Source organism: Streptomyces camponoticapitis (assembly GCF_014646115.1).
In the GTDB taxonomy this organism is placed as follows: domain Bacteria; phylum Actinomycetota; class Actinomycetes; order Streptomycetales; family Streptomycetaceae; genus Streptomyces; species Streptomyces camponoticapitis.
The window spans coordinates 285493-308034 of sequence record NZ_BMMV01000003.1 but is presented as its reverse complement, the minus strand read 5'-3'; the positions used below and the strand labels follow the sequence as shown (position 1 = coordinate 308034).

Below are 22542 nucleotides of genomic sequence, written 5' to 3'. Positions count from 1 at the left end.
TGATGTAGGTCTCAGATGTGCGCCCCTCCGCACTCCCGTGCACACCTGTGCGGGAGTATGGACAGGTGACCTCAGCTAGCGAGTCCTCGCTCCCCGCCCGCCCCCGGCTGATCGCCACCGATCTTGACGGAACGTTGCTGCGCGACGACAAGACCGTGTCCGAGCGCACCGTCGCCGCGCTCGCCGATGCCGAGGAAGCCGGGATCGAGGTGTTCTTCGTCACCGGGCGGCCGGCCCGCTGGATGGGGGTCGTCAGTGACCATGTGCACCGTCACGGGCTCGCCATCTGTGCGAACGGGGCCGTCGTCGTCGATCTGCACGGCGGTGGGGAGCTGGTCAAGGTTCGCGGGCTGGACCGGGGCGCCGCGCTCGATGTCGTACAGGCCCTGCGGGACGCGGCGCCCGGCACGGTCTTCGCCGTCGAGACGACGGGCAGCTTCAACTACGAGCCGGAGTACCCACCCTTCATCGACGACCCGGGCGCACACGTGGCCCCCGCCGAGAAGCTGCTCCAAGAGGCGGGGGACGGTGCCGGCGACGCGGTGGTGAAGCTCCTGGCGTTCCACCCGACCCTGACGCCCGACGGTTTCCTCACCCTGGCCCGTACCACCGCCGGGCATCTGGCCTCCTTCACGCGTTCCAGCCCCACCGCACTGCTCGAAGTCAGCGGCCTCGGGGTCAGCAAGGCGAGCACGCTCGCGCTCTGCTGCGCCGAGCGCGGCATCTCCTCCGACGAGGTCGTGGCCTTCGGGGACATGCCGAACGACGTGGAGATGCTGGAGTGGGCCGGTACGTCGTACGCGATGGGCAACGCGCATCCGGATGTGATCGCCGCGGCCTCGGGCCGCACCGTGGCGAACAACGAGGACGGCGTCGCCGTCATCATCGAGCGGCTGATCGCGCGCGTACGGGCGCAGAGGCCTGACGCGTCCTAGAGCGGGGCCTGCCAGAGCACCGTCGTGCCCGCGCCGTTCTCGCCCAGGCCCGGGCCGACCTCGCTCGATCCGCCCAGCGACTCGGCGCGCCGCCGCAGATTGCGCAGGCCGCTGCGCCTGCCGCCCTCCGGGATGCCCACGCCGTCGTCGGCGACCGACAGGCGTACGGCGGGGGTGCCGTCGGGCAGTTCGGCGTTCGCGTCGAGCGTGATGTGGATACGTGACGCGCGCGCGTGCCGGAAGGTGTTGGACAGGGCTTCGCGGAGGGCCGCGATGAGGTTCTTGCCGGTGAGTTCTCCGACGGCCGAGTCGACCGCGCCCACGAAGCGGTGGGTGGGTCTGAAGCCGAGCGGTACGGCCGCCATGTTGATCTCGCGAAGTACCCGGGTGCGCAGCCCGGACGGCGCCTCGGCCGGGCCCTGTTGGAGGGCGAAGATGGCCGTACGGATCTCCTGGATGGTGACGTCCAGTTCGTCGACGGCCCTGCCCACACCGGATCGCACCTCGGGCACGTCCGACTGCCGCTGCGCGGTCTCCAGCATCATCCCGGCGGCGAACAGTCGCTGGATGACCAGGTCGTGGAGGTCGCGGGCGATGCGGTCGCGGTCCTCGAACACCGCGAGCCGTTCCCGGTCGCGCTGCGCCTCGGCCATCATCAGCGCGAGAGCGGCCTGCGAGGCGAACTGGGTCCCGAGGGTGCGTTCCGCCTCGGTGTAGGGGCGGGCGCCGATCGCGCGAGGGGTGACCAGTACGCCGAGCACCCGGCCGTCGCTGTGCAGCGGCAGCAGCATGGCCGGGCCGAAACGGGCGGACAGCGGGGAGACCAGCCGCGGGTCGGTGCCGGGGTCCACCACGTACACCGCCTCGCCGGCGAGCAGTCGGGCGACGACGGGGCTGTTGCCCGGGATCCGGGCGCCGATGAAATCCTCCGGGTCGTCGGCCGAGACGGCGACGACCTCCAGTCCCCCCTCGGGCGTGGGCAGCAGGACGAAGCCCGCCGCCGAGTCGGCGAGCCGGCGGGCCTGTTCGGCGACGACGGTGAGCGCGTGGTGGGCATGCTCGGTGTAGTCGGTGTGCTCGGTGCCGTCCGGGGGCTCGGCCGCCTTTCCCGACAGCAGGGCCGTCGTGACGGCCACCGAACCGTCGATCCAGCGCTCGCGCTGGCGCGCCGCCTCGTACAGCCGCGCGTTGCCGATGGCGAGGCCGGCCTCGGTCGCGAGCACGCGCATCATGTGCTGGTCGTGTTCGGTGAATTCGGCACCGTCGTGCTTCTCGGTGGCATAGAGATTCCCGAGGACCTCGCCCTGGACGCGGATGGGAACACCGAGAAACGTCCGCATCGGCGGATGGTGCGGCGGAAATCCGACCGCGCGCGGATCGGCGGTGAGGTCGGCGAGCCGGATGGGTTCGGGGTGGCGGATCAGCTCGCCGAGCAGTCCGCTGTGGCCGTCGGGGCGGCGGCCGATCCGCCGCGCGGCATCCGCGTCCGCGCCGTACGTGACGAAGTCGGTGAGCGGGCCGCCCGCCGCGTCGACGACGCCGAGCGCCGCGTAGCGGGCGCCGACGAGGCGGGCCGCCGTCTCGCAGATCCGGTCGAGGGTGGAGTGCAGTTCGAGGCCGGTACCGACGGAGCGCATGGCTTCGAGCAGCTGCGGGACGCGGGCGGTGAGCTCGGTGGATCTGCTCTGGAGCCGGCGCTCGGTGTCGGTGCCGCTGTCATGGGGGGCGGTCCCGTCGTCGGGGTCGTCCTGAGGAAAGTCCTCGGGGAAGTCCTGTGGTTCGGGCGCCTTCATACCCTCGACACTAGTTAGTCCCATTTAGGGTGGAAAGTCGGGGACGGTGGCCGACCAGTCCCGCCGGCCCCCGCTCACGTTCCCGCATTCTCCGCAGCGGCCCCTCCACCGCCACCAGCTCGGCGTACGGCCCGCGCTGCACCACCCGCCCCGCGTCGAGCACGATCACCTCGTCGACCGCGTCGAGACCCTGGAGCCGGTGGGTGATCAGCAGCGTCGTACGCCCTTCCGTCACCGCCAGCAGGTCCGCCGTCAAGGCGTCGGCCGTCGGCAGGTCGAGGTGTTCGGCCGGCTCGTCCAGTACAAGGACGGGGAAGTCGGCCAGGAGCGCGCGGGCCAGCGCCAGGCGCTGCCGCTGGCCTCCGGAGAGCCGCGCGCCGTGCTCGCCGACGTGCGTGTCCAGCCCGGCGGGCAGTGCGTCGACCCACTCCAGCAGGCGGGCGCGGCGCAGGGCGTCGCGCAGGTCGTCCTCGGTCGCGTCCCTGCGGGCGAGGGCGAGGTTCTCGCGTACGGAACTGTCGAAGAGGTGCGCGTCCTGCGCGCACAGCCCGACGAAACGCCGCACCGTGTCGCCGTCCAGCGCCGCCGCGTCCGCCCCACCGAGCCGTACGCCGCCCTCGCGCGCGTCCAGGAAGCGCAACAGCACCTGCGCGAGGGTCGTCTTGCCGGCGCCGGACGGGCCCACGACGGCGACCCGCTTCCCGGCGGTCAGTGTCAGGTCGATGCCGGTCAGCGCGTCGTCCTCCTGCCCCGCGTAGCGGGCCGAGAGCCCCCGCACCTCCAGCGGGAACGGCGTCGAGGGAGCGGCGGCCGGACGCTCGGGCTCCCGTACGGGGACGGGTGCGTCCAGCACCTCGTACACCCGCTCGGCGCCGCGCGCGGCCCGCTGCCGGTACTGCACCGCGAGCGGCAGACCGGCGACCGCCTCGAACGCGGCGAGCGGGGTCAGAACGACGACGGCCAGCGCGACACCCGCGAGCCGCCCGTCGTGCACGGCGCCCGCACCCGCGCAGGCGGCGGCCGCCACCGTCAGACCACAGATCAGCGCGGACAGACCGCCGCCGAGCGCGGTGGCGGTCGCCCCGCGCGAGGCGATGGCCGTGAGCACCGTGTCGGCGTCTCGGGCCGCGGCGATACGGCTCCGAAGGGCGCCGGCGACGGTCAGTTCGGCGCAGCCGTCGAGAAGTTCGGCGACCCGGGTCGCGAGCAGGCCGCGCGCGGGGGCGAGTCGCCGCTCGGCGCGGCGCGCGCGGGCGCCGCTGACCAGGGGCACGCCGACGCCCGCGGCGAGCAGGCCGACGGCCAGTACCGCGCCGGCCTCGGGGAGCAGCCAGCCGGTGAATGCGACGGCGCCCGCGCCGACGAGCAGGGCGGAGCCGACCGGCAGCAGCCAGCGGAGCCAGTAGTCCTGGAGGGCGTCGACGTCGGCGACGAGCCGGGAGAGCAGGTCGCCGCGCCGGGCCTCGCGCAGCCCGGCCGGAGCCAGGCGTTCGAGCCGCCGGTAGACGGAGACCCGCAGGTCGGCGAGCATCCGCAGCACCGCGTCGTGGGAGACGAGGCGTTCGGCGTACCGGAAGACGGCGCGCCCGATCCCGAAGGCGCGGGTCGCGGTCACGGCGACCATCAGATACAGGACGGGCGGCTGCTCGGACGCCCGTGAGATGAGCCACCCGGACACGGCCATGAGCCCGACGGCGGACCCGAGGGCCAGGCTCCCCAGCACCAGGGCCAGCACGAACCGCCCGCGCAGGGCGCCGACGGCGGCGCGCATACGGGCGAGGGGATGCCTCCCGGCCGGGGTCCCCGTCTCCGCCCCGGCCCCGGAGTCACCGGCGCCCTCGCCAAGTCCCCCACGCGGTCCCCCAGGAGCCGAGCCGCCTGCCGCACCATCCGGACGGGCAGCCGCGACGGACTCCGCGCCCGCGTCCGCCGCCCTTCCTCCCAGCTCGATCACCTTGTCCGCCAGCGACAGCAGCGCGGGCCGGTGGATCACCAGCACCACGGTGCGGCCCACCGCCAGCCGGCGGACCGCCTCCACGATGCCCGCCTCCGTCTCGCCGTCCAGCGCCGCAGTCGGCTCGTCGAGCAGAAGCAGCGGGCGGTCGGCGAGGAACGCGCGGGCCAGGGCGAGACGTTGGCGCTGCCCGGCCGACAGGCCCGTACCGTCCTCGCCCAGCGCGGTGTCCACACCCTGGGGGAGCGCCGCCACGAAGTCGTACGCCCCCGCGTCCCGCAGCGCGTCGCGTACGGCGGCGTCGTCCGCGTCCGGGCGGGCCAGGCGTACGTTCTCGGCGATCGTCCCCGCGAAGAGGTACGGGTGCTGCGGCACCCAGGCGATCTGTTCGCGCCACCGGTCGAGGTCCAGGGACGACAGGTCGGTGCCGCCCACGCGTACGCGGCCCTCGGTCGGTGCGGTGAAGCCGAGCAGCACGTTCAGCAGAGTCGTCTTGCCGGCACCGCTGGGTCCGACCAGCGCGACCGTCTCCCCCGGCTCGACCACCAGCGTCGCGGCGTCCAACGACGGTTCCGTACGGCCTTCGTGGCGGACCGTCACGCCTTCCAGCTCCAGCCGCGGCGAGCCCGGTATGCCGGCGCCCCCGCCGGTACCCGACGGCCCCGTCTCCAGCACCGCGAAGATCTCCTCCGCCGCCGCCAGCCCCTCCGCCGCCGCGTGGTACTGCGCGCCCACCTGCCGCAGCGGCAGATACGCCTCCGGCGCCAGGATCAGCACCACCAGGCCCGTGTAGAGGTCCAGGTCCCCGTGGACCAGCCGCATCCCGATCCCCACGGCGACCAGCGCCACCGACAGGGTCGACAGCAGCTCCAGCGCAAAGGACGACAGGAAGGCGATGCGCAGCGTACGGAGGGTGGCCCGCCGGTACTCGGAGGTGATCTCCCGCACCGACTCCGCCTGCGCCTTCGCCCGCCCGAAGACCTTCAGCGTCGGCAGCCCGGCGACCACGTCCAGGAAGTGGCCCGACAGGCGCGACAGCAGCTGCCACTGACGGTCCATCCGGGACTGGGTGGCCCACCCGATGAGCACCATGAAGAGCGGAATCAGCGGCAGGGTCAGCACGATGACGCCCGCCGACACCCAGTCGTCGGTGACGATCCGCGCCAGTACCGCCACCGGCACCACCACCGCGAGCCCGAGCTGCGGCAGATAGCGCGCGAAGTAGTCGTCCAGTGCGTCGACGCCCCGCGTCGCCAGCGCGACGAGCGAACCGGTGCGCTGCCCGCTCAGCCACCCCGGCCCCAGCTCCGCGGCCCGCTCCAGCAGCCGCCCCCGCAGCTCGGACTTGACCGCCGCACTCGCGCGGTGCGCGGCCAGCTCCGTCAGCCAGGCGACCAGGCCGCGCCCGACGGCGACCGCGCCCAGCAGAAGGAGAGGCGTACGGAGCCCGGAGACGTCGAGGCCGTCCTCGAAAGCCCCCACCACCACCTCGGCGATGATCATCGCCTGGGCCACGACCAGCCCCGCACCGGCCAGTCCGAGGACCACCACCGCCACCAGGAAGCGCCGGGTGGCCCGTGCGTACCGCAGCAGACGCGGATCGATTGGTTTCACGTGAAACACCCACCCACCAGTTCGAGAGCCACCGGGGCCCTAGGCCCTGTCCGGCGGATCTCCGGGGGCCCGGAGATCCGCCGGACAGGCCCTAGTGCGCGTCCGCGATGTGATGCGTACCGATGCGCTTGCGGAAGACCCAGTACGTCCAGCCCTGATAGAGCAGGACCAGCGGCGTCGCGATGCCCGCGCACCAGGTCATGATCTTCAGGGTGTACGGCGTGGACGACGCGTTCGTCACCGTCAGGCTCCACTCGGCGTTGAGCGAGGACGGCATGACGTTCGGGAAGAGCGTCAGGAAGAGCATCGCGACGGCGGCCACGATCGTCAGACCGGACAGCGCGAACGACCACCCCTCACGCCCCGCCCTGATGGCCACGACCGCACCGGCCAGCGCGAGCACGGCGACGACCATCGCGGCCAGGCTCCCGCCGTCACCGCTGTCGAGCTGCGTCCAGCCGAGGAACCCGAGCGCCAGCACGGCCGCGACCAGCCCGAGCCCGAACGCCAGCTTCCGCGCCCGCGCCCGGATGTCCCCCACCGTCTTGAGCGCGGCGAACACCGCGCCGTGGAAGGTGAAGAGGGTCAGCGTCACCAGCCCGCCGAGGAGCGCGTACGGGTTGAGGAGATCGGCCAGGTCGCCCACGTACTCCATGTCCGCGTCGATCTTCACGCCGCGCACGATGTTCCCGAAGGCCACGCCCCACAGCACCGCCGGCAGCAGCGAGGTCCAGAAGATCGCGTGCTCCCAGTTGCGCTGCCAGCGCTCCTCGGGCCGCTTGGCGCGGTACTCGAAGGCGACACCGCGCACGATGAGGCAGACCAGGATGACCAGCAGGGGCAGATAGAAGCCGGAGAAAAGGGTGGCGTACCACTCGGGGAACGCGGCGAAGGTCGCGCCGCCCGCCGACAGCAGCCACACCTCGTTGCCGTCCCAGACGGGCCCGATGGTGTTGATCAGGACCCTTCGCTCCTTGCGGTCCTTCGCGAGCAGCTTCGTCAGGACGCCGATCCCGAAGTCGAAGCCCTCAAGGAAGAAGTAGCCGGTCCACAGGACGGCGATCGCTGCGAACCAGACGTCGTGGAGTTCCATGATTCGGTTCAACTCCTCAGTACGAGAAGGCCATCGGGCGGTCGGCGTCCTTCGAGTCGTGGCCGCCGATCTTCGTGGGTGGGTCGAGGTCCTCGTCGGTGAGGTCGGGCGGTCCCGCCTTGACGTACTTCACGAGCAGCTTGACCTCGACGACGGCGAGCACCGCGTAGAGCAGGGTGAAGACGATCATCGAGGTGAGCACCTCACCCTGCGACGTGCCGGGGGAGACGGCGTCGGCGGTGCGCAGCACCCCGTAGACGACCCAGGGCTGCCGGCCGGTCTCGGTGAAGATCCAGCCCCAGGAGTTGGCGATCAGCGGGAAGAGCATCGTCCACAGGGCGACCAGCCAGTACAGATGGGCGAACCGGGGGCTCAGCGCCTTGTTCCGGAAGAGCACGAGATTCGGCACCTCGTCCTCGCCGGTCCGCATCGCCTTCGGCAGCAGGAACTTCCGCCGGGTCAGCCAGAGCCCGAAGAGGCCGATGCCCAGGGACGCCATGCCGAAGCCGATCATCCAGCGGAAGCCCCAGTACGCGACGGGGATGTTGGGCCGGTAGTCGCCGGGACCGTACTTCTCCTGCTCGGCCTTCTGCACGTCGTTGATGCCGGGCACGAAGGAGTCGAAGTCGCTGTGGGCGAGGAAGGACAGCAGGCCGGGGAGTTCGATGGCGACCTTGTTGTGGCCCTCGTCCACGTCCCCGTACGCGAAGATCGAGAAGGGCGCGGGCGCCTCGCCGTCCCAGAGGGCCTCGGCGGCGGCCATCTTCATCGGCTGCTGCTCGTACATGATCTTGCCGAGGGTGTCACCGCTGACGGCGGTGAGCAGACCGGCCGTGACCAGGGTGACCAGGCCGAGCCGTAGCGAGGTCCGCATCACCGGGATGTTCTTCCGGTGGCCCTCGCGCTTACGGCGTGCGAGGTGGAAGGCGGAGATGCCGACCATGAACGCGCCGCCGACCATGAAGGCCGCCGTCATGGTGTGGAAGAACTGGGCGAGCGCGGTGTTCTGCGTCAGTACGGCCCAGAAGTCGGTCAGCTCGGCCCGGCCGCGCTCCTCGTTGATGCGGTAGCCGACCGGGTGCTGCATCCAGGAGTTGGCCGCCAGGATGAAGTAGGCGGAGAGGATCGTGCCGATCGAGACCATCCATATGCAGGCCAGATGGATCTTCTTGGGGAGCTTGTCCCAGCCGAAGATCCACAGGCCGATGAAGGTGGACTCGAAGAAGAAGGCGATCAGTGCCTCGAAGGCGAGCGGGGCGCCGAACACGTCACCGACGAAGCGGGAGTAGTCCGACCAGTTCATGCCGAACTGGAACTCCTGCACGATGCCGGTGACGACGCCCATGGCTATGTTGATCAGGAAGAGCTTGCCCCAGAACTTCGTCGCCCTGAGGTACTTCGGGTTCGACGTCCGCACCCAGGCGGTCTCCAGGCCGGCGGTCAGCGCGGCCAGCGAGATCGTGAGGGGGACGAAGAGGAAGTGGTAGACGGTGGTGATGCCGAACTGCCATCGCGCGAGAGTCTCGGGGGCCAGTGCGATGTCCACGTCGTCTCTCTCCTTCTCCTTACGGGCCCCGCGCCGGGGGCTGCGGCCTGTCCCGAAAGTCCCGGTAGGAACTGGACGAAACAGGAAGCATCGAGCGTGCTTGTGAACGCGTTCACATTCACAAGCAAAAGTATGGCGCACGGCCCGACCGGATCTTCAAGGGGGGGTCCCCTTCGAACATCCAGCCGTGACCGCGCGCCGTGGGACCCGCTCAGATCTCCTCGCGGAAGGACTCGGCCGTCCGCAGGAACAGGTCGTTCGCCTTGTACTCGCCGATCGTGACCCGTACGCCCTCGCCCACGAACGGCCGGACCGTCACACCAGACCGCTCGCACTCCACCGCGAAGTCGGCCGTACGCTCCCCCAGCCCCAGCCAGACGAAGTTGGCGTGCGTATCGGGCACGGTCCAGCCCTGGCCGCGCAGCGCCTCACAGACCCGGGCGCGCTCACCGACCAGCTCCGCGACCCGCTCCAGCAGCTCCTCCTCGGCGCGCAGCGAGGCGACGGCCGCGTCCTGTGCGATCTGGCTCACACCGAAGGGCACCGCGGTCTTGCGCAGGGCGGCGGCCACCCGCTCGTGGGCGATGGCGAAACCGACCCGCAGACCCGCCAGGCCGTACGCCTTGGAGAAGGTACGGAGCACCGCCACGTTCGGGCGCTCCCGGTAGATCTCGACGCCGTCGGGGACCTCGGTGTCGCGGATGAACTCGCGGTAGGCCTCGTCCAGCACCACCAGGATGTCCGTCGGCACCCGGTCGAGGAACCGCTCCAGCTCGGCCCGGCGGACCACGGTGCCGGTGGGGTTGTTGGGGTTGCAGACGAAGATCATCCGAGTCCGGTCGGTGATCGCGTCCACCATCGCGTCCAGGTCGTGCACCGCGTCCGCGTCCAGCGGCACCTTCACCGACGCGGCGCCCGAGATCTGCGTGATGATCGGGTACGCCTCGAAGGAACGCCACGCGTAGATCACCTCGTCGCCGGGGCCCGAGGTGGCCTGGAGCAGCTGCTGGGCGACACCGACGGAGCCCGTGCCCGTCGCGACGTGCGAGACAGGCACCTCGAAGCGGTCGGCCAGCTCGCTGGTGAGCCCCGTGCACGCCATGTCGGGGTAGCGGTTGAACGCCCCGGCCGAGGCCAGCACCGACTCCATCACGCCGGGCAGCGGCGGGTAGGGGTTCTCGTTCGACGAGAGCTTGTACGAGACAGCCTCACCCACCGCGGCCGGCCTGCCGGGCTTGTAGGTCGGGATGCCGTCAAGCTCGGCGCGCAGCTTCGGGCTCGTGTCGCTCACCGCGGGTCCTCCTCGGGCGCTCTGGGGTCCGTACACATGATCGGCCCATCTCATGCGGATGTACCAATACTGCTCACCTTAAGAGGATTGACGGGCTCTGCGAATACCCCTCCGGTCAGCGGGCTCCCCGGCGGCCGTCCCGCCGCCCCGGGAACCGGGCCCCGGACCGGGACCGGAACCGACCCGGAGGCCGCGCCGGGCCCGGGGAGACCGGGCTCCGACGGGGGGAGCGCACGCGGACCTGACGCGCGCCGGTGGCTCACTCCGTGGCGCGCGTCACCCGTGGGGGTGAGTTGAGACCTCTTCGAAACATCGGACAGTCGCCAGGCCCATCCAGCTCCACGCTTGACAGACAACAACCGAATCGCTCAACGACCTTGATTTCCACGTCCTTTGAGCGTTGTTGATCATGCAGAAACGTGACTCTTGGGAGGTTAATGTGCGACCGACCCCACCCCCTTGATGAGACCTACTATCGGCTCGCCATGACACCAGCAGGGAAACACCAGGTGAGCCGGACGGACACATCCCGCCGGGGCAGCCGGCAAGGTCGGGCGGGCATCCGGGACGTGGCCGCCGCAGCCGGTGTCTCCATCACGACCGTCTCCGACGCGCTCAACGGCAAGGGGCGGTTACCCGACGCCACACGCCGACATGTCCGAGAAGTCGCCGAGCGGCTGGGCTACCGCCCGTCCGCCGCGGCCCGAACCCTCCGTACCGGCAAGTCAGGGCTGATCGGCCTGACCGTCACCACGTACGGGGAAGAACCTTTCACCTTCACCGAATTCGCCTACTTCGCCGAGATGGCACGGGCCGCGACCTCCGCGGCGCTCGCCCGCGGCTACGCCCTCGTCATCCTCCCCGCCACCTCACGCCACGACGTCTGGTCGAACGTCGCACTCGACGGCACCGTCGTCATCGACCCCTCCGACCACGACCCGGTCGTCACCGAGCTCGTCCGCCAGGGCCTGCCCGTCGTCTCGGACGGCCGCCCGGCCGGCACCCTCCCCGTCACCGCCTGGGTCGACAACGACCACGAGGCCGCCGTACTCGATCTGCTCGACCATCTCGCCGCCGCCGGTGCCCGCCGGATCGGGCTGCTCACCGGGACCACCACCGACACGTACACCCGGCTCTCCACCACCGCGTATCTGCGCTGGTGCGAGCGGGTCGGACAGGACCCCGTCTACGAGTCCTACCCCGCGCACGACCCCTGCGCCGGGGCCGTCGCCGCCGACCGGCTGCTCGCCCGGCCCGACCGGCCCGACGCGGTCTACGGGCTCTTCGACCCCAACGGCACCGATCTGCTGGCCGCCGCGCGGCGCTACGGCCTGCGGGTGCCCGAGGACCTGCTGCTGGTCTGCTGCAGCGAGTCCACCGTGTACGCGACCACCGAACCGCCCGTCACGACGCTCTCGCTCAAGCCGCGCCGTATCGGCACCGCCGTCGTCCAGCTGCTCATCGACGCCATCGAGGGGATCGACACCGGGCGTCCCGTCGAACAGGTGATACCGACGGAGCTGATCGTCCGGACCTCGTCCCAGCGGCGCCCGCCCCGTACCACGGTCAGCGCTCCGAGGTCTCCCGCCCGGGACTGACGCGGACGGACACGCTCCGCATCACACAATTCGGGCGATCCGCGTGAAAACAGGCGATGAAACGTGGGTGGAATCGGATTGACCACCCCTGGTGCGTCACACAGGGGTGGCTGCATTCCTATGATGGGCGCACGACACCGCGGACCTTTCCCTACCTCCGGTGGGGATGTCCCGCCCGAACAGGCGGACCCGAGAGGTGTACGGCGGCGCGACGGTGGTGGAGGGGTCGATGACTCAGGGGGCCGGGACCGGTCAGGGACCCGTGGTGCGCACGGCGACGCTGCGCGATTTCCGGGTGCCGCCGTACACGCAGGTTCCCGTGCGGCCGGGGCAGCCCGCGCTTCCCGAGGAGACGGCACCGGCCGGGGAGTCCGGTCAGTCGGACGAGTCCGCGCCGCGGACGACCTCGGACGCGGCCGTTTCGGCGGGGCTCGGCATCGCGCCGCGTACGGACCCACGCGGCGTCACGTTCCCAACGCCCGACGCGACGGAGCCCGGCTCCGGGCCGACGCCGGTGGCCACGAAGGTTTCTGACGGCCCGTCACACCCCGATCCGCGCAGCCTCGTAGGCACGCCCCCCGCGGCCCCTGCCGGGCCCGCCACGGCCGCCGTGGCGCCCCCCGCGCCCGCAGCCCCACCCGCCGTGACACCCGCCGCGCCCGTCGCCGACGTCACCCCCACCGACCATCCCGGCAACGCCGTCCCCCGCGACGAGCTCCCCGAGGGCTACACCCCCACCGAGCGCGACCTCCCGGTGATCAACCGCGGTGACACCGTCCAGGTGACCGTCGAACCGGTCGAGGGCCCCGGCACCGCGGACGGCCTCGGCCCGCTCTTCGTCGTCGGCGACGTCCACGGCTATCTCGACGAACTCGTCGCCGCCCTCGCCGAACAGGGCATCATCGACAGCGAGGGCAGCTGGGCCGCGGGCAACACCCGCCTCTGGTTCCTCGGCGACTTCACCGACCGGGGCCCCGACGGCGTCGGCGTCATCGACCTCGTCATGCGGCTCTCCGCCGAGGCGGCGGCCGCGGGCGGCTACTGCAAGGCCCTGATGGGCAATCACGAACTGCTGCTGCTCGGCGCCCGCCGCTTCGGCGACACCCCCGTCAACTCCGGTGCCGGCACCGCCACCTTCCAGGCCGCCTGGCTGCTGAACGGCGGCCAGAAGACCGACATGGAACGCCTCCAGGACGTCCATCTCCAGTGGATGTCCCGGCTCGACGCCCTCGTGGAGGAGGACGGGCATCTGCTGATGCACTCCGACACGACCGCGTATCTCGACTACGGCGCCAGCATCGAGGACGTCAACGACAACGTCCGCGCCATCCTCACGCGCAACGACGCGGACGAGTGCTGGGACATCTTCCGCAAGCTCACCAAGCGTTTCGCGTTCCGCGACAACGGCGGTTCGGACGCGGCCAGGGAGCTGATGGCCGCGTACGGCGGGCGGCGCATCGTCCACGGCCACAGCCCGATCCCCTATCTGCTCGGCGAAGTCGGCACGGAGGACGCGTCGGACGGCGAGGAGAACGCGGGGCCCGTGGTCGACGGGCCGCATGTGTACGCGGACGGGCTCGCCATCGCCATGGACGGCGGAGTGACCATGGCCGGAAAGCTTCTGGTCGTACGGCTCCCCCTGCATAACTGAACAGAGTGGGGGCAGGTGTTTTCGGTGAACCCCCTGTCACCCCGTGCCTTAACCGCTCTACCATCGGCTCATCCGTAGCAGGCTCTCCTCCGTTTTCGCCAATCGTCCGCGCCGTGCGGACAATCCGGCCCTACGGAGCATCGGGGGATGCACATGAACAGCGCTCCGCATCTGCTGAACGAGGATCGCGCCGATTACGAGCGGATTCTCGACGAGACGCTGCGCCATGCGCACGACCGTCCGGATCTGGCCGCTGTCGGGCAGCGCCTCAACACCGAACAACTGCGCACCATGGCTCTGGGCGCGACGTCTCTGATAACCGCGGCCGCGGCAGTCGAGTACGAGCATTACGCGAAGGTCCGCGACGAATTCCGTACCGCGGCCGCCTCGCCGGTGGGCAACTCCGTACTGAGCCCGGCCGTGCAGGGGGCCGGCGAGACCGGCGCGGGTCTGGCCGCCGTCGTCGCCGTCCTGGTCCCGGCTCTCGGGGGCGCGGCGGCGGTTGTCTTCCTGCTGGTCGGCTTCATGCTGAGAGTGCTCAGCCCGGTGCCCGCGTTCTCCGACACCCTGGTGACCGTCGGCCTGTTCTTCTGTGCCGTCACGGCCGTCGGCCTGGCCGCCGGCGGGGCCGGGCTGCTCATCACGGCCCTGCGCAACGGCCCGACCCAGGTCCCGGCCGGCCAGACGGACGGCGGGTGGCCCGACGAGGTGTCACGGGCCCGTGAGGCGTGGCGCACCGCCCTGCTGGAACGGGGGATCCTGCCGTTCCTGCGGGAGGCCCTGGCCGCGCCCGGCGTGGAGCCGGCGCCGAAGGTCCGCCCGGCGCGGCATCTGCCGAAGATGGGCTACAGCCGCCCGGACTTCTCCAGCCCGGACGACGGCGCGACGACCGGCCAGCGCCCCACGTACTCCAGCCCGGACTTCTCCAGCCCCGACTTCGGCGGACCGGACCACCGGCCGGAGTGAGTCACGGCCGGCGTGGGACACGCCGGGAGCGAGTCACGGCCGGAGCCAGTCACGGGAGCTGGTACGGGGCGATGATCCCGGCGTCCATCGCCCGGCGGATCGCGTCCACCCGCGACACCGCGCCGAGCTTCCGGTAGGCGTTCGTCAGATGCCGCTTGACGGTGGTCTCGGCCAGGAACAGCGCGGCGGCGATCTCCGCGTTGCTGCGCGCCTGTGCGACGTACGTCAGGACCTCGACCTCTCGCGCCGAGAGAAGCCGGTCGGCGACCGGTCCGCCGAACTCCTTGATCATGTTCCGGGAGACCGAGAAGTGGATCCTCTCCGGCTCGCGGATCACGGAGTGGATCGAGGTGACCAGCTCCCGGCTGGAGACCGACTTCAGCAGGTACGCGGTGGCGCCGTCGTCCAGTACGTCCCTGAGCAGCACGGGGTCGTCGTGCATCGTCAGCACGATGCAGCGGGTGTCGGGGCAGTGCCTGCCGATCTCCCGTACGGTCTCCCGGATTCCCGGGCCCGGCATCTGTACGTCGAGTACGGCGATGCCCGGCCGGTGTCTGCGGACCAGCTCCACGGCCTCGGTGCCGCTCGCGCCCTGGGCGACGACTTCCAGCCAGTCCTCCAGGGAGAGCAGATCGGCCAGCAGCTCCCGGAAGAGGGTGTGGTCGTCGGCCACGACGACGCTGGTGACGTCGGCTCTCGCGGGCCCCTCGGCGTCAGCCATGCCGGCGCCAATTGATCAGCGGGATGGAGACGTTGACCGTCGTCCCGCCACCGACCGAACTGTGGATGCTGGGGTTTCCGCCGAGCAGTTCGGTCCGCTCGCGGATCGAGATCAGGCCACCGCGCCGGGTCTTGGCGAGGGTGGCCACCTCGAAGCCTGCGCCGTCGTCGATCACGGACGCCTGGACCAGCGTCTCCGTGACCCTGATCGTGATCCACAGCTCGTCGGGGTCGGAGTGACGCAGAGCGTTTCTGGCCGCCTCACGAATGATGAAGTAGAGCTCTTCCGCCGCTGCCGCCGGTATTTGGTCGACATTTCCGGTGACGGTCAATTCGGCCCTGACACCGTCCGGGACCGTCGAGTCGATGAATTTGGTGAGGGCACGCTCAAGATTGGTGTCGGATACCGATTCCCGCAGCTCGCCGGAGAGATCACCGATTTCCCGCAGCGCCACCTTGAGCGCTTCCTCGGCCGATTTCAGCTTCGACCGTACGACCGCGCTCTCGCTCTGGATCAGCGGTTCGCACAGCTCCAGTTCGAGCATGGCCACCAGGACTTCGTGGGCGACCCGGTCGTGGAGGTCCCTGGCCAGCCTGTGACGTTCGTCGAGATGGGAACTGTGCAGTTTCTCGCGAAGGAATTTGATGTAGCCGACACAGCCGAGCGCGATCTGTGTCATCACCGCGTCGTTCAGTGTGAGCGCGGTGTCCAGGAACTCGTCCGGAGAGGGTGTGGCGGGCAGGAACTCGCGTACGACGACGGGAAGTGCCGTCTCGTAGAACAGCTCGGCGGCGCGGACGGTCTCGGTCGGATGGATGCCGCGCGACGCCCGGGTCCTGCTGAATTCGGCCGCCCCCCGAAGGGATTCCTGGCTCGGCGCCGTTCTGGTGCGAAAACCGTTCCGCGCACCTCGCGCTATGTCGTCCAGGAGTAATTCAACTTGATTAACAAGTAACGCACTTATTTCAGGTTCTTCGAGCAGCGGGCTGTTCATCGCCCGCAATCGCTGGAAGAATGGCTCAACAATGTTCGCGCGAACATTGTTCGGCAGCCCGGAATTCCCGGCATGCCCTTCCGGATCGATCGCCACGGCAGCCCCCCGCCATTATCCCGCAGCCTCCCACGTGATATTTAGGGAGTATACGTGGCCAAGCGGGGCTTTCAAGAAACAATATTCACCACAATTCCGCCAAACAGCTACATTCCGTAGTAAAACTCTGTTATGAGTTAGGTCAAGTTCTGGGATCTCACGATTCGTGCGGCAGGTCGACTTTGAGCCGGTAACCGCAGGACCCGGTGTGCGCCATCTGACAGAGCCCGACATCCGGATCGATGTCGTCCGGCAGCTCCATCGCCTTGAGCCAGCCGGTCAGCCGCTCGCCCGGACCGCAGTGGTAGACCTTGTCGATTCCCGCCTTCTTGACGCCCTTGTAGGCGAAACACGTGATGACCTTGAGGTCGTGCGTGCCGTCGTCGAACGACTCCTCCGCCTCGAACAGCGAGCCGAGATAGAGATCCACGGCCGCCTGGAACAGCCGGCGGTACTGCTCGACGGTCTCGACCTTCTCGATGCCGAGACCGCGCATGAGCCGGACCATCTCCTGGCGCCCGAACTCGCGCACCACCGCGATGTTGGCCTCGTTGGCGCCGTCGATGCCGCCCGACATCGCGGTCTGGTAGTACCAGAGCCCGTCGGTGGCCATCCAGGAGCGGCGCAGCAGCTCCTCGCGCTGCGTCGCCGTGAGTTCCGGAGTGGGGCCGGTCGCCGGGGTGCCGGTCGCCCGCGTGGGAGTGGCCGGAGTGGGGTCCGCGCTCATGAGGTGGGTCACCTTCTCTTCGTCGGTCGTCATACGGGTCGTACGGGGTCGGTGCCGGCCTCCGCCAACACCTCTTCCACCCCGTGCCGTTGAAGCTTCCCGCTGGAGGTGCGCGGGAGTCGCCCCCTGCGTACGAGAACGATGTCCCGCGGTGTGAGGCCGAGCGAGTCCGACACGGCGAACCGCAGCCGGGCGATGAGCTCCTCGCGGGCCGCGGCATCGGACTCCTTCGTCTCCGCGACGAGTACCAGCCCCTCGCCGTCGGGGAACGTCATTCCCGCCGCGAGGACCGCGCCGTTCGAGACCCCGGTGATCCTGCCCGCGACGGACTCGATGTCGCTCGCGTAGTAGTTCTGGCCGAAGACGATGATCACCTCCTTCTTCCGGCCGGCGATGAAGAGTTCGCCGTCCTGCCGGAAGCCCAGATCGCCGGTGGAGACCCAGCCGCCGGCCCGGACGGTGGCCCGGGTCGCCGGTTCGTTGTCCTCGTAGCGGCGCATCACCGAGTCGCCGCGGATCTGGATCTCGCCGACCCACGAGGGGTCGGTCAGCTCCGCACCGTCCTCGCCGACCAGCCTGACCTCGGTGTTCGCCACCGGGACGCCGACCGAGACGATCTCCCGGCCTGTCTCGGTGCCCTCGCCACCAGCTCCGGCGGGGGCCGTCTCCACCCTGCCCCGGGAGAGCGGCTCACGCCGTACCCATGTACTGCGCACCGCCCTGCCGGTCGGCGCGAAGGTCACCGCGAGGCTGCCCTCCGCCAGGCCGTACACCGGCAGGAACGCGTCGGCGCGGAAGCCGGCCGGCGCGAAGTGCGCCGAGAACCGGCGCAGCGTGTCGGGGTCGATCAGCTCCGCCCCGTTGAGCGCGAACCGCCAGCGGGACAGGTCCAGTTCGGGTACGCGCTCGGCCGGGGTACGCCGCAGGGCGTACAGATAGCCGGAGTTGGGCGCCGTCGTCGCGGTCACCCCGTAGCGGCTGATGATCCGCAGCCACCTGCCGGGATCCCGGAGGAAGTCCTCCGGGGGCAGCAGATACGTCTCGGCGTCGTTCAGCGCCGGTGAGAGGAACGCGCCGATCAGACCCATGTCGTGGAAGAGCGGCAGCCAGTTGCAGCTCACATCGGTGTCGTCGATGCCGAGCCCCCCGGCAATCGCATCGACGTTCGCGAGGAGATTGGCGTGCGTCAGCACGACGCCCTTCGGGCTCGCGCTGGTCCCCGAGGTGTACTGCACGAGCGCCGGATCATCCGCCGCCACGTCCACGTACACCGCCGACGGCGCGCGCGTCATGGCCACGTCGAGGATCTGGAACTCCCCGCCGGCGCCGCCGAGCGTCGGCTCCAGGAGCCCGCCCAGCACCTTGTCCGAGAGCACGACGCGTACCTTCGACTGGCGCATCACGAGCGCGATCCGCTTCAGATGGATGTCGAGCGAGGCGAAACGCACCGGCGGCGGCACCGGCACCGGCACCGCACCGGCGGCGAGCACGCCGAAGAACGCCCTGGCGAAGTCGATCGAGGTGGGGAGCGCGATCGCGACCCGCTCCCCCCGTACGACCCCGCGCTCCAGCAGCCCGCAGGCCAGTTCCCCGGCCCCGGCGTGCAACTGGCCGAACGTGACGCGCTCGGCCTCCTCGTCCCCGCGGAACAGCCGCATACCGTGGCCCGAGCCGCGGGCGGCGACGGCGGCGAGCGCGTCGACCAGGCTCCCGCCCCCGCCCTCGCCGCCGCCCGTGCTCATGCCGAGTTCTTCTGCCGGCACAGGTCCTCCACCACGCCCTGGAACTCCCCGATCGTCTGGACCCGGAAGGTGACCTCGTCCTCTATCTCGATGTCGAACGCCTTCTCGGTGTTGAGGACGATCTGGAGGACGCGCATCGAGTCGACGTTGGGGAGCGAGCGGAAGTGCTGGTCGGGCGTCAGGCCGGCGGCCGGGGTGTCGAGTTCGTCGCCGATGATCTGACAGATCTTCTCGCGAATGGCTTCGGCGCCGGTGCCGGCGGCCTCGGTGCCGGCGGCCTCGGTGACAGGAGTCTCGGTGACTGCGGTCTCGGTGACGTCGGTCGCGGTGACGATGTCCGTGGTGTCCATATGTGGTCAATCCCCCTGGGTGACGGTTCTGTTGGATGCGCGGAGCGCGTCGACGAGTCCGGTCGGCAGGCGCTTGTCGTACGTACCGAGGACTTCGTCCGTGAGCAGGTGGAACGTGCCGTCGGCGGCGGCCACGAGATCGCCGCCCGGCAGCCGGATCTCCCCGGAGGCACGTACCGACAGGGCGTCGCGCTTGGTGATCTCGGCATGGGCCGTGTACTCGGCTCCGGTCTCCATGGGCCTGCCGTAGCGAATGCGCAGACCGGTGGTGAAGGCGGAGATCCGGTCGGACCGGTACACGGCCTGGGCCAGCGTCTCGTCCAGGATCGCGGCGACGATGCCGCCGTGGATGACGCCGGGGAACGACTCGTAATCGGCGCCGAGCTTGATCCGGGTACCGAATCCGTTGCCCTCCTCCTCGAAGACCAGCCGCAGCCCGATGGGATTGTGCGGAGCGCAGCCGAAGCAGTTGGCCGTGTCGGCCGCCGCCCCGGTGGCGCTGTCGTTGAACGCTGACTCGGGCAAAACCCCGCTCCTCAGGTCGTCGGTCGTCGGCTGCTGTCCGATCGCCGGCCGCCGGCTCGCACCGGCGGCGACGCCGGGTCAGATGAGCGAGCGGAGCTTGCGCTTGAGGTCCCTCGACGACTCGATGGAGTCGTCCTCGACCAGCCGTCGCACCATGGAGAGGACCTTGCCGTCGGCGGCGTCGGTGGCGCCGTCCTGGATCGTCTCGATGCGCCGCACACCCTTCGCGGAGGTCGAGTGCGGGTAGAAGTGCCCGGCCGGGTGCTTGAGGCCGTCGCTGCGGTCCGCCAGCCAGACGTACGCCATCTTGAGCGCGGCGATCTGGCTCTCCCGGTTGCCGTCGCACAGCTCCTGGGTGAAGACGTAGAACGCGCGGGCGTGCCGGGACTCGTCGCGGCCGAGGAGCTTCCAGATGCCCCTGACCACGGGCTCCTTGGTCTCGGCGGCGAGCGCGCGGTAGAGCTCGGCGGCGCGGGCCTCGGAGATGATGTTCATCATCAGGGTGCCGACGCGGGTGTCGCCGATCGGGTACGGCTCGCGCTTGTAGAGCGCGTGCTTGGAACGGACCTTGACGCCCAGCTTGTCGAGGCAGCGGGCCTGCACGAGCGAGTGCCGCGCCTCCTCCGCGCCCCAGCTGAGCGCCCAGGACGAGAAGCTGGTCTCGCCCTCCCACTCGCGCAGGAAGTTGTGCGCGCCCGGCAGGGTGCCGAACTCGATGATCGCCGCCTCGGTGAGGAAGTCGACCTCCTCGGCGCTCATCAGCTCGGGGTTGAGCTTGTCGAGGTCCAGCTCACGCCAGTCCCAGCGGGTGGTCTCGAACCAGTCGAAGATCTTGTTCCACGTCATGTCGAGGTAGAAGTCGGTGTACAGCGGGTCGAGGATCAGCGAGCCGTGGGCCCGCATGCCTATCTCGACGGTGTCGGCGAAGCCGAAGCCGTCGAAGGCCGCGGGGGCGATGATGTCCTCGACGTCGTGCACCTCGGCCCAGCCGGGTACGGCGCCGCCGGCGCCGTCGCCCACGACGTACACCCGGGTCTTGGCGAAGCCGCGCATACCGCGCAGGCTCCGTACCGCCGCCGGTGCCGAGGAACCGCTGCCTCCGATGAAGGCGACGGCCAGTTCGGTGCCCGGTTCGAGGTCGTGCAGGTAGCGCTCGAAGGTGTCGGGGGTGGACCGGTCGAGGCCGATCTCACCGAAGCGGGCCAGCGAGAGCTGCGGGCCGAGGGTGAGCGCGGGCAGACAGTCGACGAAGACGACGCGCGTCTTGCTCGTGCTCACACCGTCGGTGCCGGCGGCGAGGTCGGTGCCGCTGCCCAGGTTGATGCCTGTGGTCATGACGTTTCCTCTCGAAGGAGATGGTTACGTGCTCGCCGGCGCCCGGGATCCGAGGGCGGCAGGACGCGAGGTCATACCGAACGCGGTCGCGGCGCCGAGCATCATGAAGATCCCGATCGCGATCCAGGCGTTGACGAACGCCTCGTGGGTCGCGTCGTAGGTGAGGGGGGTGCCGAGGATCGCGACCAGCAGGCTGATCCCCAGCACGCTGCCGATCTGCCGGCTCATGTTGACCACCGCGCTGCCCGTGGAGAACCGGGCCGCCGGCAGTTCGGTCGTGGCCGTCGCGAGGATCGTGGGGAGCGCGAGGCCCACCCCGGCCCCGCCGACCAGCCAGCCGGGCAGCAACTCGCTCGCGTAGTGCGGGCTCTGCCCCATGCTCGCCGCCATCAGCAGCACACCGACGGTGCACAGCAGACATCCGGCGGCGACCATCCGGGACGCCGGGACGCGTGCCGCCAGCTTCGCGGCGACGATCGCGGCCAGCGGGACCATCAGCGGGCCCGGGGCGATCCCGAGTCCCGTACGCAGTGCGGAGTAGTGCCAGACCTGCTGCATCCACAGGATCGCGGTGAGCAGGTTCGCGGCGAACGCCGCGCTGAAGGCGATCGCCGTCAGGTTCGACCAGACGAAGGCCCGCACCCGGAGCAGCGCCGGTTCGATCACCGGGGAGGCGTGGCGCCGCGACCGGAACCAGAACACCGCGATCCCGAGGACCGCACCGGCCAGCACGGCGGACGTCCGGACCGCGGACCAGTCGTTGATCTTCACCAGGCCGAGTGCCAGCAGCCCGATCGAACCCGTCAGCAGCGCGGCTCCCGGCAGATCGGGCAGCCGGGTCATCGCCGCTTCCTTGGAGTCGGGGACGATACGGACGGCCACGACCAGCGCGAGGACACCGATGGGGATGTTCACCAGGAAGATCCACCGCCATGACGCGCTGACCAGCAGACCGCCGAAGACCGGCCCGGCCGCCGCCGCCAGCGCGCCGCTCGCCGACCAGATCCGTACGGCACCGGCCCGGCGCTCCGGCGGGAACGCCGAGAGCAGCAGACCGAGACTGGCGGGCGTCAGCGCCGCGGCGCCGACCGCCTGGAGCACCCGGAAGAGGACCAGCTGCCAGAGCGATGTCGATACGGCGCAGGCCGCGGACGCCGCGGTGAACAGGGCGACGCCGAGCAGGAATCCGGCCCTGCGGCCGTAGCGGTCGGAGAGCCGGCCCAGGGGCACCAGCAGTGCGGCGAAGACGATGGCGTAGGCGTTGAGGACCCACGAGAGGTCCGCGAGGGAGGCGCCGTCGAATTCACGGCCGATGGCGTCGAAGCCGACGTTGACGATGAAGAGATCGAGGCCGGCCATGAAGGCGGCCAACGACAGGATTCCGAGCAGGAGTCCGGAGTGCGGCGGCGGTGCCGATGCCGGTGAGAGGGGATTCGGTGTCGGGTCGGGCGTCGGTGTCGCTTGTCCGGTACCGGCTTCTGTGGCCATGCAGGTCTGTCCCCCGGGACGTTGGGGCTGTCGGTGATGCGCTCTGCCGCCTGCCGACTGCAGGACTCATCCGATACGTTGGCCACTCCCCGGTACAAGGGATTCCGCCCCGTCCCCACCTTT

17 protein-coding genes are annotated in these 22542 nt (G+C 70.3%); 4 read left to right on the top strand and 13 right to left on the bottom strand.

The features are described from left to right. The first annotated feature begins 65 nt into the window (after positions 1-65). A complete protein-coding gene (locus tag IEY79_RS06475; protein WP_189106329.1) occupies positions 66-935 on the top strand; it encodes a Cof-type HAD-IIB family hydrolase in 870 nt (289 codons plus the stop codon). On the opposite strand, the gene IEY79_RS06470 is transcribed toward IEY79_RS06475, so the two are convergent. From IEY79_RS06470 to hisC, 5 genes are all read right to left on the bottom strand, one after another. After that, positions 932-2728: a sensor histidine kinase gene (locus IEY79_RS06470; protein WP_189106328.1), complete on the bottom strand. Its 1797-nt coding sequence runs from the start codon at positions 2726-2728 to the stop codon at positions 932-934. The two genes, IEY79_RS06475 and IEY79_RS06470, sit on opposite strands and share 4 nt — an antisense overlap. Positions 2729-2738: 10 nt before the next feature. Continuing rightward, entirely contained in the window at positions 2739-6296 is a 3558-nt protein-coding gene (cydD, locus tag IEY79_RS06465; RefSeq protein WP_189106327.1) for a thiol reductant ABC exporter subunit CydD, read from the bottom strand. A gap of 91 nt (positions 6297-6387) precedes the next feature. Continuing rightward, positions 6388-7389, bottom strand: a complete 1002-nt coding sequence (gene cydB / locus IEY79_RS06460) for a cytochrome d ubiquinol oxidase subunit II (RefSeq protein WP_189106326.1) — start codon at positions 7387-7389, stop codon at positions 6388-6390. Between the two features lie 16 nt (positions 7390-7405). Further along, on the bottom strand, positions 7406-8935 hold the full coding sequence (locus tag IEY79_RS06455) for a cytochrome ubiquinol oxidase subunit I (protein ID WP_189106325.1): 1530 nt from the start codon (positions 8933-8935) through the stop codon (positions 7406-7408). A 211-nt stretch (positions 8936-9146) separates the two neighbouring features. Continuing rightward, positions 9147-10226, bottom strand: a complete 1080-nt coding sequence (gene hisC / locus IEY79_RS06450; RefSeq protein WP_189106324.1) for a histidinol-phosphate transaminase — start codon at positions 10224-10226, stop codon at positions 9147-9149. 485 nt (positions 10227-10711) lie between these two features. On the opposite strand from hisC, the gene IEY79_RS06445 reads away from it, so the two are divergent. From IEY79_RS06445 to IEY79_RS06435, 3 genes are all read left to right on the top strand, one after another. Then, positions 10712-11824, top strand: coding sequence for a LacI family DNA-binding transcriptional regulator (locus IEY79_RS06445; protein WP_189106323.1), 1113 nt, complete (start codon positions 10712-10714; stop codon positions 11822-11824). Positions 11825-12053: 229 nt separating this feature from the next. Next, complete coding sequence (locus IEY79_RS06440; RefSeq protein ID WP_229700691.1) at positions 12054-13475, top strand: metallophosphoesterase; 1422 nt, start codon at positions 12054-12056, stop codon at positions 13473-13475. A gap of 147 nt (positions 13476-13622) precedes the next feature. Further along, positions 13623-14441: a hypothetical protein gene (locus IEY79_RS06435; RefSeq protein ID WP_189106322.1), complete on the top strand. Its 819-nt coding sequence runs from the start codon at positions 13623-13625 to the stop codon at positions 14439-14441. Positions 14442-14490: 49 nt separating this feature from the next. Here IEY79_RS06435 and IEY79_RS06430 read toward each other — a convergent pair whose 3' ends face one another. The 8 genes from IEY79_RS06430 to IEY79_RS06395 all read right to left on the bottom strand — a co-directional run bounded on the left by IEY79_RS06430 (position 14491) and on the right by IEY79_RS06395 (position 22419). Next, positions 14491-15162 carry a response regulator transcription factor gene (locus tag IEY79_RS06430; RefSeq protein ID WP_189106321.1) on the bottom strand — a complete coding sequence of 224 codons (672 nt, stop codon included), beginning with the start codon at positions 15160-15162 and terminating at the stop codon, positions 14491-14493. Further along, a complete protein-coding gene (locus IEY79_RS06425) occupies positions 15155-16252 on the bottom strand; it encodes a sensor histidine kinase (RefSeq protein WP_189106320.1) in 1098 nt (365 codons plus the stop codon). The genes IEY79_RS06430 and IEY79_RS06425 overlap by 8 nt, the downstream gene beginning before the upstream one ends. A gap of 157 nt (positions 16253-16409) precedes the next feature. Next, positions 16410-17012 carry a hypothetical protein gene (locus IEY79_RS06420; protein ID WP_189106319.1) on the bottom strand — a complete coding sequence of 201 codons (603 nt, stop codon included), beginning with the start codon at positions 17010-17012 and terminating at the stop codon, positions 16410-16412. Next, a complete protein-coding gene (locus IEY79_RS06415) occupies positions 17009-18742 on the bottom strand; it encodes a fatty acyl-AMP ligase (RefSeq protein WP_229700690.1) in 1734 nt (577 codons plus the stop codon). The genes IEY79_RS06420 and IEY79_RS06415 overlap by 4 nt, the downstream gene beginning before the upstream one ends. Continuing rightward, positions 18718-19071: a phosphopantetheine-binding protein gene (locus IEY79_RS06410; protein ID WP_189106318.1), complete on the bottom strand. Its 354-nt coding sequence runs from the start codon at positions 19069-19071 to the stop codon at positions 18718-18720. Before IEY79_RS06410 ends, IEY79_RS06415 begins: the two co-directional genes overlap by 25 nt. A 6-nt stretch (positions 19072-19077) precedes the next feature. Beyond that, positions 19078-19596, bottom strand: a complete 519-nt coding sequence (locus tag IEY79_RS06405) for a PaaI family thioesterase (protein ID WP_189106317.1) — start codon at positions 19594-19596, stop codon at positions 19078-19080. A gap of 78 nt (positions 19597-19674) precedes the next feature. Next, the gene (locus IEY79_RS06400; protein WP_189106316.1) at positions 19675-20931 is read right to left on the bottom strand and encodes a ferritin-like domain-containing protein; all 1257 of its coding nucleotides are present in this window, start codon (positions 20929-20931) and stop codon (positions 19675-19677) included. Between the two features lie 24 nt (positions 20932-20955). Then, entirely contained in the window at positions 20956-22419 is a 1464-nt protein-coding gene (locus tag IEY79_RS06395) for an MFS transporter (protein WP_189106315.1), read from the bottom strand. Positions 22420-22542: the final 123 nt, after the last annotated feature.